Genomic DNA, 14,595 nt, shown 5'->3' with positions numbered 1-14,595 from the left:
CGCTTGCCGTTGCCGTCGACTTTTTTCTTCAACAGGGGCAGAACATGGCGTCAGAAACCGAACGTGAATCCATGGACTTCGATGTGGTGATCGTCGGCGCCGGGCCCTCGGGCCTGGCGGCGGCCTGCCGGCTGATGCAGCAGGCGGGCGAGGCCGGCCAGGAGCTGACGGTCTGCGTGGTGGAGAAGGGCTCGGAGGTCGGCGCCCATATCCTCTCCGGGGCGGTCTTCGAGCCCCGCGCCCTGGCCGAGCTCTTCCCCGACTGGGAAGCCCGCGGCGCCCCCCTGACCACCCCGGCGACCCGCGACGAGGTCTACCTGCTCAAGGATGCCGACAAGGCCCAGAAGCTGCCCAACGCCCTGGTGCCCAAGTCGATGCATAACACCTGCGGCCGGCGCTCCGGCGGCGACCTCACGAGTAGCGACTCCCGGCGCTATGTGATCAGCGCCGGCAACCTGTGCCGCTGGCTGGCCGAGCAGGCCGAGGGCCTGGGGGTGGAGATCTTCCCCGGCTTCGCCGCCCAGGAGACGCTCGTCGAGGACGGCGTGGTCAAGGGCATCCTGATCGGCGACATGGGCGTGGGTGCCGATGGCCAGCCCAAGGACGGCCATATGCCCGGCATGGAGCTGCGCGCCAAGTACACCCTCTTCGCCGAGGGCTCGCGGGGCCACCTGGGCAAGCGGCTGATCGAGGCGTTCGACCTCGCCGAGGGCCGCGACCCCCAGCACTACGGCATCGGCCTCAAGGAGCTGTGGGATATTCCCGCCGACAAGCACGAGCCCGGCCTGGTGCTGCATGGCTCCGGCTGGCCCCTGGACAAGCAGACCCATGGCGGCTGGTTCCTCTATCACGCCGAGAATCACCAGGTGGTGGTGGGGCTGATCATGGACCTCTCCTACCAGAACCCCTGGCTGTCGCCCTTCGACGAGTTCCAGCGCATGAAGCACCACCCGGTGCTGGCCAAGCACCTGGAGGGCGGCAAGCGGGTCGCCTACGGCGCCCGGGCCATCACCAAGGGCGGCCTCAACTGCCTGCCGAAGATGACCTTCCCCGGGGGCCTCTTGATCGGCTGCGACGCCGGCACCCTCAACTTCGCCAAGATCAAGGGCCTGCATACCGCCATGAAGTCAGGCCTGGTGGCCGCCGAGGCGGTCTTCGAGGCCCTCAACGATCGTGACGCAAGAGCCGCGGGCGACGAGGGTGGCGCCGAGCTGACCGCCTTCACCGAGAAATGGGAAGCCAGCTGGGCCTACGCCGAACTCAGGGAGTCCGCCAGCTTCGGCCCGGCGATCCACAAGTACGGCACCGTCGGCGGCGGCGCCTACAACTTCGTCAACCAACTGCTGGGCGGCAAGCTGCCCAATGTCCACGACACCACGCCGGATCACGCCGCGCTCAAGCCGGCCAGGGAGTTCGCGAAGATCGACTACCCCAAGCCCGACGGCAAGCTCTCCTTCGACAAGCTCTCCTCGGTGTTTCTGTCGAACACCAACCACGAGGAGGATCAGCCCTGTCACCTGAGGCTCGCCGATCCCGAGCTGCCGATCCGCGACAACCTGCCGGAGTATGCCGAGCCGGCAAGCCGCTACTGCCCGGCGGGGGTCTATGAGGTGGTCGAAGGCGACGACGGCACGCCGACGTTCCAGATCAACTTCCAGAACTGCGTGCACTGCAAGACCTGCGATATCAAGGACCCGGCCCAGAACATCACCTGGGGGGCGCCGGAAGGCGGCGGCGGGCCCAACTACCCGAACATGTAACGGCCGACATCACACCAGCAACGAGGAAAGTAGCCCATGAGCCAGCACGAGGTGGTCATTGCCAGCGGAGTCCGCACCCCCATCGGCGCCTTCGGCGGGGGCCTGTCGGGCTTCTCGCTGGGCGACCTGAGCAGCGCCGTCACCCGCGAGGCCGTCTCCCGGGCCGGCATCGCACCAAAGGAGGTGGGCCATGTGGTCTTCGGCAACGTGATCCATACCGAGCCCCGGGACATGTACCTGGCCCGGGTCGCGGCCATCCAGGCCGGCCTGCCCGTGGAGACCCCCGCCCTGACCCTGAATCGCCTCTGCGGCAGCGGCCTGCAGGCGGTGCTTACCGCTGCGGACTACGTGCGCTCCGGTGAGGCCGTCTGCACCCTCGCCGGGGGCGGCGAGGCGATGAGTCGCGCCCCCCACTGGCTGACGACCTCCCGCTGGGGGCAGCGCATGGGGGACATGCACGCGATCGATGCCATGGTCGGCGCCCTCACCGACCCCTTCGACAACTGCCATATGGGCATCACCGCCGAGAACATCGCCGCCGAGTGGGGCATCTCGCGGGAGGCCCAGGACGCCTTCGCCCTGGAGAGCCATCGCCGCGCCCTGGCCGCCCAGGAGGCCGGCCGCTTCCGCGAGCAGATCCTGCCGCTGACCCGCACCACCCGGAAGGGCGAGGAGATCCTCGACAACGATGAGGGCCCTCGACGCGGCCTCGCCCTCGAGACCCTGGCGGCCATGCGCCCCGCCTTTCGGCGCGACAACGGCACCGTCACCCCGGGCAATGCCTCGACGCTCAACGACGGCGCCGCCGCCCTGGTGCTGATGGAGCGCCGCTACGCCGAGGCCCAAGGGCACGCCTATCAGGCGCGGCTGGTGGCGACCAGCGTGGTGGGCGTCGATCCCCGTTACATGGGTATCGGCCCAGTGCCGGCGATCCGCGCCCTGCTGGAGAAGAGCGGGCTCTCCCGGGAGGATATCGACCTCTGGGAGATCAACGAGGCCTTCGCCGCCCAGGCCCTGGCGGTCATCCGCGATCTCGACCTCGATCCGGCCAGGGTCAACCCCAATGGCAGCGGCCTCTCCCTGGGTCACCCCATCGGGGCCACCGGCGCCATGCTGGTGGTCAAGGCGCTCCACGAGCTGGCGCGCTGCGGGGGCCGCTATGCGGTGGTCAGCCTGTGTATCGGCGGAGGCCAGGGGATCGCGGCCCTGATAGAACGTGGCTAAAGGCCCCCCTCTTGCGTCCAGCAAACAGCGGGCCCCCTTGGTACTCAAGCAAGATAGTGCCTCGTGATGGCGTGCGGGCCCCACCCTCGGTCCACGGCACTGCCTATACCCCTACAGATAGAACGAGCCTAGTGCGATGTTGAACAGAGATACCCCGCTGTATGACGCCGGCCTGGTGTCGATAGAGGCCAGTGGCTGGCGTACCACCCAAGCCTCCCCGGCCGATTACCCGCCCCTGCAGGAGGATCAAGAGACCGATGTACTAGTGGTCGGTGCCGGGCTGGCCGGCGCTTCACTGGCTTTACATCTGGCAGAAGCCGGCGTCAATGTGGCGATACTGGAAGCCCGACAGCCGGGATGGGGGGCTTCCGGACGAAATGCCGGCCATGTGCTCCCCCTCCTGAAGAACCTGGAGGTGTTCAAGAACTTTGCCGATGGCGGTCGAGCCTTCCTCGAGCAGTTCAGAGAGCACCATCAACTGCCGTTCACGCTATCGACCCGTTTGGGGATCGACTGCGATGCCGCTCCGGTCGGTTATCTGCATGCCCTGCGCAGCAAGCGGGCATTTACCCGCTTTTCCCACCAGGCAGAAGGCCAAGCCCAGCAGCTAGGCCAGCGCGTCCAGCGCCTCGGCGGCGACGAAATGCACCGCTTGACCGGCACACGCGCCTACCCCTACGGGGTGCTTCATGACGCTGGTGGGCGAATCAATCCCTACCAATTCACCCTGGGGCTGGTTGCGTCCGTCCGGCAACTCGGCGCCTCGGTGTTCGGTAACAGCGAGGCCCTGGCACTGTCCCGGGCGGGGCAGCGTTGGCGGGTCGAGACAGCCAAAGCAAGCATCCTCTGTGATCGAGTGGTGTTCTGCACCAATGCCTATGCCACCGACATCGTTCCCGAGTTGGCTCGTTGCTACTATCCGCTGACCGCCTATGCCTTGACAACCAAACCGCTGCCGGTTGAGCTGCGCGAAATTATCATGCCAGGGCGAGCGGTACTGGCCCAGGCGCCGGTCGACCTCAACCCACTCGTCGTTGATGGCCACCATCGGCTGATCACGGCCTCCATACCCAGTGGTCGACACCCGGCCGATGCCGCCTGGCACTTCCGACACCACCTTCGTTGGCTGCGGCGAACCTGGCCGGAGACCCAAAGCGCCGGGATCGAGCTGGAACACTACTGGACCGGGCGCGTCGCCCTCAGGGATCAGGAGTTTCCCGGCATCTACGAGGTGCAACCAGGCGTTTATGGACTGATGCACTTCAATGCCTGGGGCAATGTCATGGCACCGCTGCTGGGGATGCTGCTGGCTCAGGCGCTGGTTGAGGATCGGCTGGATCGACTCCCCTTCCCGATAGGTCGTCCGCAGGCGGTGAAGTATTCGGGAAGGCAGAGTTTACTGATCCGTCGCTTTCTCATACCCGCAGCACGGATTGCCCAGACACTGGGAGCCATCTAAAAGCTGCATGCAGCCTCCTCCAATCAGATGAAGATGCCGCTGGCTGGTTCTTTGAGCCGACCGGGCCATCAGCCCCTCCGCCAACGCGCCTTGAGGCGCTCGCCGAAGACGATGCCAGCCCAGACAGCGACCAGCCAAATCACCACGGAACTCGCCAAGTAGAGCCCCGCCTGGCGAGCCGCACCGTCCTGCCAGAGCTCGACAACTTCCAGGCTAAATAGCGAGAAGGTGGTGAAGCCACCGCAGACCCCGGCCAGCCAGAAGTGCTGGGCCAGCGGGGAGAGCCTCCAGCGCCCCGGCACCCGGGCCAGGGTGGCGATCGCCCCCATGACGAAGGCCCCCAGGCCATTGGCCAGCAGGGTCGCCCAGGGGAAGGCCGAGCCCCATAGTGCCAGGGAGAGCCCATAGCGCAGCACGGCCCCCAGGCCACTGCCCAGGCCCGCCGCCAGATAGAGCCGCCACCTCATGGCGTCCCGCCCCAACTCGCCATACCGCTACCCAGGGCATGCCCCAGCACCAGGGCGGCGGGCCCCAGCCCCAGGGTCAAGACCAGGTTGAGCCATCCCAGGCCGGGATGGGGGCCACGCAGCAGGGTCAGGCTCTGGTAGGCGAAAGAGGAGACGGTGGTAAAGCTGCCCAGCAGGCCGACGGCCAGCAACGCCCAAAGCGCGCCGCCCGCCACTCCATGGGCCGCGATAACGCCCAACACCAGGGCGCCGCAGAGATTGACCGTCAGGGTCCCCCAGGGAAAGTCGCTGGGGGTACGACGCCCCACCCATTGACTCAGCCAGACGCGCCCCACCCCACCCAGGACGCCTCCCAGCACCACCAGCACGATGCCCTGCCCGACCCCCATCTTGGCTCTCCCCTCCCTCGCGGTGGCCTCATGCTACCCGGGCCGCCATGGCAAGCGCCACCCGCGGGGGTGGCGAAGGAGCCCACGGGTTTTCCAGGAGGCCGGATATGGGATCGAGCATGGCCACTCCGGACAAACCGTTAGCCATCACATGGCTTGTGCCCTCGGGGCCGGCACGCCAAGATAAGCGGACGCTCGTCCCGGCGAGCCCTACCGCCCCACCCACGCTTATACACGGAGGCAAGCGTGCCGAATATGCGTCGAGTGGGCCTACTGGCCTGGCTGATGGTCGTGCTGATGACCCTCGGCCTGCCGGCACTGGCCCAGCAAGAGCCCCCTACTCCCTATGCCACCCTGGCCGATCTGCTGGAAAATGAGCAGAGTCGCGACGAACTGATCACTCGACTACGCGAACTGGCCAACGGCGAGACCACCGCGGCCACCGCCGAGGCCTCAGCCACGGCCGCCGAGCCCAGCCTGGCTCGGCGCGTCGCCGAGACCACCAGCCAGGTCGCCGGCGACCTGGGCAATCAGTTCGGTCAGGTGGTAGAGACGCTGAGCGACCTCGCCACCGGCCAGCCCGATACCCCCGTCGATGTGGGGACGATGCTTTCCGCCACCTTTAACCTGGTGCTGGTGATCATCGCCACCCTGGCACTCTTCTTCGCCTTCCGGCGGCTGGCCCGGGGCGGCTTTACCCGCCTCAGCCAGTGGTCCCTGGCGAACGGCGGACCGCCCCCGGTGCTGCGCCTGCTGACGGCCGTGGCCATCGCGGCGACCCTCGACGTGCTGGTGGTGGCCCTGGCCTACCTGGGCGGCAACCTGATCGCCACCTTCCTGATCGGCGAGGCCGGCGAGCTCTCCACCCGGGCCTCGCTGTTCCTCAACGCCTTCCTGGTGATCGAGCTGCTCAAGGCGGCCCTGCGCATGCTCTTCGCCTCCCACTACGAGGGGTTGCGCCTGTTGCCGATCTCCGCCGCCGAGGCTTCCTACTGGAATCGCTGGATCGCCCGGCTGATCGGCCTGGCCGGCTATGGCCTGCTGGTGGCGGTGCCCCTGATCAATGTCTACCTGGCGCCGGCCCTGGGCCAGGCCGCCGGCACCCTGATCATGCTGGGAGCCTTCATCTATGCGGTGACGGTAGTGCTCAAGAACCGCCCCAAGCTGCGCCATGCCCTCGAGGCGGCCGCCGAGAAAACCAGCTTTACCGCGACCCGGATCTCCCTGGGCCTGTTCGCCCGCACCTGGCATATCCTGGCGATCCTCTACTTCCTGGTGGTGCTGCTGCTGACCCTGCTGCGCCCCGAGGACGCCCTGCCCTTCGTGCTGATCGCCACCCTCAAGACCCTGGTGGTCGCGGGGCTCGGCATGCTGCTCTCCAGCCTGCTGACCCAGACCATCGGCCGCCATATCACCCTGTCGGAGGAGCTGCGTCATAAGCTGCCGCTGCTGGAGACGCGCCTCAATGCCTATGTGCCCAACGCCCTGCGGGTGATCCGCGCGGTGATCCTGGTCGCCGTGATCCTGCTGGTGCTGAATGCCTGGGGCGCCTTCGACCTGGCCGCCTGGTACGCCTCCGAGGCGGGCCGCGGCCTGGTCGGCAAGCTGGTCAGCGTGGCGGTGATCCTCACCGTGGCCGCCGGCGTCTGGCTGGCCCTGGCCAGCCTGATCGAGCATCGTCTCAACCCGGAAACCGGCGGCGGCGAGCCCTCGGCCCGCGCCAAGACCCTGCTGGCCCTGTTCCGCAATGCCCTGGCCATCGCCCTGATCACCCTCACCGTGATGATCGTGCTGGCCGAGATCGGTATCAATATCGGCCCGCTGATCGCCGGCGCCGGGGTGCTGGGCCTGGCCATCGGCTTCGGCGCCCAGAAACTGGTGCAGGACATCATCACCGGGATCTTCATCCAGGTGGAAAATGCCATGAACACCGGCGACGTGGTCACGGTGGGTGGCATCACCGGTACCGCCGAACGCCTGAGCATCCGCTCGGTGGGCATCCGTGACCTCAACGGCACCTACCACCTGATCCCCTTCTCCAGCGTGGATACCGTGTCGAACTATATGCGCGAGTTCGGCTATCACGTGGGCGAGTACGGCATCGCCTATCGCGAGAGCATCGACGAGGCCATCATCGCCCTGCGCGAGGCCTTCGACGAGCTGGCCGAGAGCGAGGAATACCGCATGGATATCCTCGCCCCGCTGGAAGTGGCCGGTGTCACCGCCCTGGCCGACAGCTCGGTGAATATCCGCGTGCGCATCAAGGCCACGCCAGGCAATCAGTGGGCCGTGGGACGCGCCTATAACCGCCTGGTGAAACTGCACTTCGACGCCAAGGGCATCGAGATCCCCTTCCCGCACACCACCATGTACTTTGGGCAAGACAAAACGGGGTCAGCACCGCCCGCCAACCTGCGGATCATGCAGCAGAACTTCACCATCGATGGAAGCCCTGCAGGGCAGCCTAAAGCGCAGGACAGCCACACCGACGATCGCTACGACCCTCGGGCTAAACCCAACCCGGAGTCCAAGGGCGATTTCGACGAAGACTGAGCCCAGCTTTTCCTCCACCCACGCAAAGGGGGCTGCCATTGGCAGCCCCCTTTTTTACGGTCAAGCGCTTGATCAGTGGGTGGTGATCAGCATCACCACACTGAGCGCCGCCGAGACCCACATGGCCGGCTTGATCTCCTCCAGGCGGCCGGTGGCCAGCTTGATCAGTACGAAGCTGAGGAAGCCGAAGGCGATGCCCAGGGTAATGGAGTAGGTGAGCGGCATCAGGATGATCGCCAGGAAGGCGGGGAAGGCCTGGTCATAGCGGGTCCAGTCGATCTTGGTGATCGGCGCCAGCATGAAGAGGCCCACCAGCACCAGGGCCGGGGCGGTGGCGATGCCCGGCACCAGGGAGAGCAGCGGCGAGAGGAACAGGAAGGGCAGGAACAGCAGGGCGATGGTCACCGCCACCAGGCCGGTGCGCCCGCCCTGGGCGACGCCGGCACCGGACTCGATAAAGGTCTGAGCGGCGCTGGTGCCCAGCGGCGCGGCGATCATCGAGGCGAAGGCATCCACGGTCATGGAGCGCTTGAGGTTACGCGGGTTGCCGTCCTTGTCCTTGAGGTCGGCGGACTCGGAGAGCGCCATGAAGCAGGAAAGCGCATCGAAGAAGTTGGTGAACAGCATCACGAAGATAAACGGCAGGTAGGCGACCTTCAGGGCGCCCAGGATATCCACCTGCATCACCGCGCTGAAATCGGGCCAGGCGGCCAGGCCGGCCCACTGCACGACCACCTCTTCACCCCACAGCCGCCCCATGGGCAACGCCAGCAGGGTGGTCACGGCGATACCCAGGATCAGGGCACCGCTCATGCGCAGGATCACCAGGATGGCGGTGGCCATCATGCCCAGGAAGAAGGTGACCAGCATGGGATCCATGCTGCCCAGGGAGACCAGGGTCGCGGGGTTGGAGACGATGAAGCCGGCGTTCTTGAAGCCGATAAAGGTGATAAAGAGCCCGATACCGCAGGTGATGGCATAGCGCAGCGAAGCGGGAATCGCCTCGATGATCGCCTTGCGCACATTGAATACCGCCAGCAGGGCGAACAGCACCCCGGACCAGAAGACGCAGCCGAGGGCCACCTCCCAGGAGAGGCCGGCGCCATGCACCAGGGTATAGGTGAACAGCGCGTTCATGCCCATGCCCGGGGCCACCAGGATGGGATTGCGGGCATAGAGGCCCATGGCCAGGCTGCTCATGAAACTGATCAACACGGTGGCGGAGAGGGCCGCCGAGAAGGGAATCCCGGCGTCGCTGAGGATCGCCGGATTGACCACGATGATATACATGGACGCCAGGAAGGTGGCGATGCCGGCGAGGATCTCGGTGCGCAGCGTGGAGCCACGCCGAGTCACGCCGAAGTAGGTATCCAGCCAGGGGGCCGAGGCAGCGGCCGGGGAGGCCCCTTCGGTGGGCGCCTCGTCACGGACGGTGGAGCTCTGAGTCATTGTCATGGCCTCTTTGTTCTTGGGATGGCAGAGGAACTGACCAATCGGTCAACACGACCAGCCTAGCCAGTGTTGACCAAGCGGACAAGCCGACATCCTGATAGGGGCTATTTGCCATTGCCATATCGAGCGCCGGCACCTACCACTCGGGCATCGCGGGAGAGCATAAAAAAGGTTCTTCGCAGACTGGCGTGAATACCATGGTGGGACCGCGGCTAAAGCCAGCTCCTGGCTTGGTAAGGCCGCCGGGGTGGTAGGAGCCTGCTTCAGCAGGCGATGGGGAAGCGGGTGTAAATCAGCCGAGCCGGCCAAAATCGCCGAGACGTCGGACCGCGGCTAAAGCCAGCTCCCACAACAGCAAGCCGGAGATCTGCCATGTCGTGGCTTCACGCTGTTCTGCGAATAACCATAAAAAAGGGCGCCCGCAGGCGCCCAGGAGAGCAAAGCGAATAGGGTGGGATCAGTCGTCCCGGTCGCTGGGCTGCGGCAGCGCCGGCAGCGACCTGTCGAGCAGCTCGATGCTCTGGCGGTCTGATAAAGAGTACGGCTGGCTCTGAATAAAAAAAGGGCGCCCGCAGGCGCCCAGGAGAGCAAAGCGAATAGGGTGGGATCAGTCGTCCCGGTCGCTGGGCTGCGGCAGCGCCGGCAGCGACCTGTCGAGCAGCTCGACGCTCTGGCGGCCTGATAAAGAGTACGGCTGGCTCTGTAGAAAAAAGGGCGCCCGCAGGCGCCCAGGAGAGCAAAGCGAATAGGGTGGGATCAGTCGTCCCGGTCGCTGGGCTGGGGCAGTGCCGGCAGCGACCGGTCGAGCAGCTCGACGCTCTGGCGGTCTGATAAAGAGTACGGCTGGCTCTGTAGAAAAAAGGGCGCCCGCAGGCGCCCAGGAGAGCAAAGCGAATAGGGTGGGATCAGTCGTCCCGGTCGCTGGGCTGCGGCAGTGCCGGCAGCGACCTGTCGAGCAGCTCGACGCTCTGGCGGTAATAGAGCTGGCTCTTGTTATGCTCGCCCAGGTTGGCATAGAGCCGGGCCAGCTCGGCACAGACCACGCCGCTGGGGCGCTGACGCTGGCTCGCCTCGAAATACTCCTGGGCCTTGCCCCAGTAGGCGTTACGCAGCGACAGGCGGCCCAGGGTCAGCAGCAGGTCCGGGTCATTGGGGCGCTCCTGCAGCCACTTCTCGGCATACACCAGTTGGCGGGCCGGATCGACGCTGAGCAGGCCGTAGCGCAACACCAGGCGCGGATCCCAGCACACCTTGAGGGAGTGGCGCAGCAGGCGCTCGGCGATGCCCTCCTGCTTGCCGCGCACCAGCGCCTCGGCATAGAGCACCACCAGATCCACGTCGCCGCGCAGGCTGTCCGGCATATCGGCCCAGAGGTTGCGCACCCGCTCCACGTCCTCGGGGTGGCGGGCGGCCTGGGACAACAGTTCCCGGTAGGCGCGCTTCTCGAGCTCGTGACGCTCCTCCTCGGCGATCAGCTGCTGGGCCGCGAGGCGCGGCATCAGCCGGCGCAGCCCGTCCCAGTCGCTGACGCTGAGGTAGGCCTGCTTGAGCTGCTTGAGCACCTGGGGATGATTCGGCAGCTGCTTGTCGAGGCGGGTCAGGGTGGCCAGGGCCTCCTCATACTGCTGGCGATCCAGCATCAACTGGGCCTGCATCATGCCCACCGCGGTATCGGCCCCCTCGGTACTCAGGTGCGCCCGCTTGAGCAGGGTATCGGCCTGTTCGAAGTTGCCCTGGTAATGGGCCGCCAGCGCCGCCGACAGGTAGTTGACCAGGGGCGTACTGGAGTCCTCGGCGGCCTTGACCAGCGACTTCTCGGCCTTCTTCCAGCGCCCCTCGGCCAGGGCCACCAGGCCGCGCACGGTGCGCTTCATGGCGTTACGGTTGCGAGTGCGGCTATTCCATAACTTGAGGCGGCTCACCGGACGCCGCAGCCGCACCAGGACGCGCAGCGCGAAGTGCAGTACCAGGAAGGCCGCCAGCAGCAGCACCAGGCCGAACCAGAAGGAGGTCTGGACGGAGGTGTCGCCGACCCGGATCAGCCAGTAGCCCGGAAAGGACTGCATCAGCTGGCCGAAGAGGGCACCGAGCGCCAGGCCGACGACGATAAGCAGGATCAGCTTTCTCATGACTCATCCGCCTCCCCGGCACCGCCGAAGCGGCTATCGATGAAACGGCTCAGGGCCTGCTGGGAAGCGCTGATATCGGGAAGCTCGGGGCGAACCTCCCGCTCACGCAGCTCCGCCAGCCGCGTCAGGGTCGATTGAACGCCCTCGCGATCGGTGGCGTAGTAGCCCTCCACCAGGGCGATCGCCTCGTCGAGGCTGGCCCGATAGAGGGCCTCCTCCTCCTTGAGCAGGGCCAGTTGGGCCTGTTCGATCAGCAGCCGCACGTTCTGGCGCAGGTAGGCCTCCTGGTCGGGGGCGATCAGGGCCTCCAGGGCCTCGTCATGCTGGCGCACCGTCACCAGGGAACTCAGCTCGCCGGCGAAGCGCCCCAGTTGTTCGCGCCAGCCACCGCTGGGCGCCTCGCTATTGCCGATCTCCAGCGCCAGCTCTTCCACGTCCTGGGAGAGCGGCAGGGTCGCCAATTGCTGCTGCTGGGCGTCCAGCGCCAGGTAGAGCCCGGTGCGATCGACCCTCGGCACCGCCTCCAGGGCGGCCAGCTCGCTGGCCAGGGCACGCCGCACCGGCAACAGGGCCGGGTTGTCGGCCTCGTTCAGGCGCGCATCGGCGGTGCGCAGCAGGGCCGCGGCGCCCTCCGGGTCACGCTCCAGTTGCACTCGCTGATTGGCCAGGCGCAGCAGATAGGCCGCCTCGGCGTGCAGCCACTCCCGCTCGTCGGCGCTCTGCTCCCGGGCCAGTTCCGCCAGCACCCGATCCAGGGCCTCGTTCACCTCGCCACGGTAGGCCTCGAACTCACCTTCCAGGGTCGCCACCTCGCCGGTCAGGGCGGCCCGGTTGTCCTCGGCCTGCTCGCTCAGCCGCGCCTCCAGGCCTCCCAGGGAGCGCAGTTCGGCCAGCTCCGTCTCGGCGGCGGCCAGGCGCTCGCGCTGCTCATTCAGGGCCTGCCAGCCCATCCAGCCCAGCCATAGGCCGACCAGCGCCAGCAACACCACCAGCACCAGGGCCACCGGGCCGGTCTTGCCCCCGCCACCCTGAGAGGCGCCGGGGGGCGTGCCGCCCTGACCGCCTCCGGAAGCCTTGCCGGAAGCGGCCTTACCGGTGCCGCCCTTGGCGGCGCTGGGCTTGGCCGGTGTCGACTTGCCGGATGCCCCACCACCGGACGCCGCGGCGCCGGAAGTCGGCGTGTCGCTGGCCTTGTCCGCCGTCGACGATTCGGCCGCCTTGGCGGCCTGCCCCTGGGCGGCGCCACCGGCCCGGGATTGACTCCCCTGTCCGCCGCGCCGCCGTCGCCCACCACTGCGCCCCTTGCCTGACTCCGCCTGGGAGGCCTCGCCCGCCTGGTCATCGGCATCTTGGGAGGCGGCGCCGGGCGCCGGCCGTTCGTCCTGATCGTGTGGTTGCTTGCTCATCTATCGCTAGCCCTTGTCGAGATCGTCATGATCGGGTTCGGCGCCATCCAGGTTGCAGGCCCCGGCCACGGCGGCCGCCAAGGCGGCCGGGGTGGCTCCCGTAGCCGTATGAAGCTTGGTGAACCCCAGGCTACCGGCCAGTGTAGCCAGGCGGGGGCTCGAAACGATTAGCGGCTGGTTCAACGCCGCCTCGCCGCACCAGGGGGCGAGATGTTCGAGCAGCTCGCCACTGGTGACCACCAGGGCCCGGTACTCCCCCCGGGCCAGCCAGACCGCCGCTTCGGGCGCGGGCGGCAGGCACTGTCGTCGATAGAGTGCCAGACGCGTGACCCGGGCGCCACGGGCACCCAGCGTCTCGGCCAGCAGGGGACGCCCCCCCTCACCGGCCACCAACAGCACCTTCTGCTCGCTCAACGAGCGCAACCCGGCCAGGGTCAGCAGCGCCTCACTGGTATCGCCCTGCCCCGGCGGTGGCACCCGTACCCGCACCCCGAAATGCCGGTGCAGTCGTTCGGCGGTGGCAGCGCCCACCGCATAAAAGCGTGGCCCCAGCGGCAGCTGGGGCCAGTAACGATCGAGGGCCTCTGCCAGGCAGTCGGCGGCGAAGGGACTGACCACGATCACATGCCGATACGCATCGAAGTCGAGCCAGGCGCTGCGCTGCGCCTGAGTTTCCGGCAGGGCCTCCAGGCGCATCACCTCCAGGGCGACGCTCTCCGCCCCGAGGGCGTCCAGGGCCTCTCGCAGGGGCCGGGCCCGCTCTCCCGGCCGAGTGATCAGCACCCGCGATGCCTGACTCATCAGGCGTCGCCGTAGACCTCGGCGAGGATCTCGCCGGCGCCCTGGGCGAGCAGGTCCTCGGCGACCCGGATGCCCAGGGTCTCCGGTTCGAAGGCGGAACCACGACCCTCGGCACGCAGCACCCGGGTACCGTCGGGGCTGCCCACCAGGGCCCGCAGCCAGAGGGTACGACCATCGTCCTCGAGGACCGCATGGCCGCCGATGGGCACCTGACAGCCCCCCTCCAGGCGGGTATTCATGGCGCGCTCGGCGCGCACCCGAGTGGCGGTCTCGGCATCGTCCAGGGGCGCCAGCAGCGCTACCAGGTCGGCATCATGGGTCCGGCACTCGATGCCCAGGGCCCCCTGACCGCAGGCCGGCAGGCACACCTCGGGGGGCAGCTCCATGGTGATGCGCTCGCCCAGCCCCAGGCGACGCAGCCCGGAGGTGGCGAGGATGATGGCATCGAAGTCGCCGGCGTCCAGCTTGCCCAATCGGGTCTGGACGTTACCCCGCAGGTTGAGGATCTCGAGATCCGGGCGCGCCTCCTTCATCTGCAGGCCACGACGCAGGCTGGAGGTGCCGATGCGTGCCCCCTCGGGCAGCTCGTCGAGGCTGGCGTACCGGTTGGAGACGAAGGCGTCGGTGGGCTCGGCGCCCTCGAGGATCACCGACAGCCCCAACCCCTCGGGAAACTGCATGGGCACGTCCTTCATGGAGTGCACGGCGATATCGGCCCGCCCATCCAGCATCGCCTCTTCCAGCTCCTTGACGAAGAGCCCCTTGCCGCCGACCTTGGCCAGGGGCGCATCGAGGATCTGGTCGCCACGGGTGGACATGGCCACCAGCTCCACCTCGAGGCCGGGATGAATCGCCTGGAGGCGGTCGCGGACATGCTCGGCCTGCCACAGGGCCAGCAGGCTCTTGCGGGTGGCGATGCGCAGGGTAGTGATGGCGGACACGTGGATCTCCCGTC

At 67.4% G+C, this 14,595-nt stretch carries 11 protein-coding genes; 4 read left to right on the top strand and 7 right to left on the bottom strand.

The window, feature by feature from the left end; all coding sequences use genetic code 11:
- Window positions 1-44 precede the first annotated feature (44 nt).
- The 3 genes from ACQ1W9_RS01030 to ACQ1W9_RS01020 all read left to right on the top strand — a co-directional run bounded on the left by ACQ1W9_RS01030 (window position 45) and on the right by ACQ1W9_RS01020 (window position 4,443).
- Window positions 45-1,760 (top strand): electron transfer flavoprotein-ubiquinone oxidoreductase, encoded by a 1,716-nt coding sequence (locus ACQ1W9_RS01030; RefSeq protein ID WP_431024915.1) that lies wholly within the window; start codon window positions 45-47, stop codon window positions 1,758-1,760.
- 36 nt (window positions 1,761-1,796) lie between these two features.
- Window positions 1,797-2,984 (top strand): beta-ketothiolase BktB, encoded by a 1,188-nt coding sequence (gene bktB, locus ACQ1W9_RS01025; RefSeq protein WP_431024914.1) that lies wholly within the window; start codon window positions 1,797-1,799, stop codon window positions 2,982-2,984.
- 136 nt (window positions 2,985-3,120) lie between these two features.
- On the top strand, window positions 3,121-4,443 hold the full coding sequence (locus ACQ1W9_RS01020; RefSeq protein WP_431024913.1) for an FAD-dependent oxidoreductase: 1,323 nt from the start codon (window positions 3,121-3,123) through the stop codon (window positions 4,441-4,443).
- Window positions 4,444-4,511: 68 nt separating this feature from the next.
- Here ACQ1W9_RS01020 and ACQ1W9_RS01015 read toward each other — a convergent pair whose 3' ends face one another.
- A complete protein-coding gene (locus ACQ1W9_RS01015; RefSeq protein ID WP_431024912.1) occupies window positions 4,512-4,910 on the bottom strand; it encodes a fluoride efflux transporter FluC in 399 nt (132 codons plus the stop codon).
- Complete coding sequence (locus tag ACQ1W9_RS01010; RefSeq protein WP_431024911.1) at window positions 4,907-5,299, bottom strand: fluoride efflux transporter FluC; 393 nt, start codon at window positions 5,297-5,299, stop codon at window positions 4,907-4,909. The genes ACQ1W9_RS01015 and ACQ1W9_RS01010 overlap by 4 nt, the downstream gene beginning before the upstream one ends.
- A gap of 255 nt (window positions 5,300-5,554) precedes the next feature.
- Between ACQ1W9_RS01010 and ybiO the strand changes: the two genes are divergently transcribed.
- Window positions 5,555-7,852 (top strand): mechanosensitive channel protein, encoded by a 2,298-nt coding sequence (gene ybiO / locus ACQ1W9_RS01005; RefSeq protein WP_431026390.1) that lies wholly within the window; start codon window positions 5,555-5,557, stop codon window positions 7,850-7,852.
- A gap of 72 nt (window positions 7,853-7,924) precedes the next feature.
- On the opposite strand, the gene ACQ1W9_RS01000 is transcribed toward ybiO, so the two are convergent.
- The 5 genes from ACQ1W9_RS01000 to hemC all read right to left on the bottom strand — a co-directional run bounded on the left by ACQ1W9_RS01000 (window position 7,925) and on the right by hemC (window position 14,581).
- Entirely contained in the window at window positions 7,925-9,301 is a 1,377-nt protein-coding gene (locus tag ACQ1W9_RS01000; protein ID WP_431024910.1) for an NCS2 family permease, read from the bottom strand.
- 908 nt (window positions 9,302-10,209) lie between these two features.
- Window positions 10,210-11,433 carry a heme biosynthesis HemY N-terminal domain-containing protein gene (locus ACQ1W9_RS00995; protein ID WP_431024909.1) on the bottom strand — a complete coding sequence of 408 codons (1,224 nt, stop codon included), beginning with the start codon at window positions 11,431-11,433 and terminating at the stop codon, window positions 10,210-10,212.
- On the bottom strand, window positions 11,430-12,839 hold the full coding sequence (locus ACQ1W9_RS00990) for a uroporphyrinogen-III C-methyltransferase (RefSeq protein ID WP_431024908.1): 1,410 nt from the start codon (window positions 12,837-12,839) through the stop codon (window positions 11,430-11,432). Before ACQ1W9_RS00990 ends, ACQ1W9_RS00995 begins: the two co-directional genes overlap by 4 nt.
- Before the next feature lie 6 nt (window positions 12,840-12,845).
- Window positions 12,846-13,640 (bottom strand): uroporphyrinogen-III synthase, encoded by a 795-nt coding sequence (locus ACQ1W9_RS00985; protein ID WP_431024907.1) that lies wholly within the window; start codon window positions 13,638-13,640, stop codon window positions 12,846-12,848.
- Window positions 13,640-14,581, bottom strand: a complete 942-nt coding sequence (hemC, locus tag ACQ1W9_RS00980; protein WP_431024906.1) for a hydroxymethylbilane synthase — start codon at window positions 14,579-14,581, stop codon at window positions 13,640-13,642. Before hemC ends, ACQ1W9_RS00985 begins: the two co-directional genes overlap by 1 nt.
- Window positions 14,582-14,595: the final 14 nt, after the last annotated feature.

Origin of the sequence: Halomonas sp. H5, assembly GCF_050613175.1 — a bacterium.
Classification (GTDB): Bacteria; Pseudomonadota; Gammaproteobacteria; order Pseudomonadales; family Halomonadaceae; genus Bisbaumannia; species Bisbaumannia salifodinae.
The sequence above is the reverse complement of the archived record's forward strand: the minus strand, read 5'-3'. Positions and strand labels throughout refer to the sequence as shown.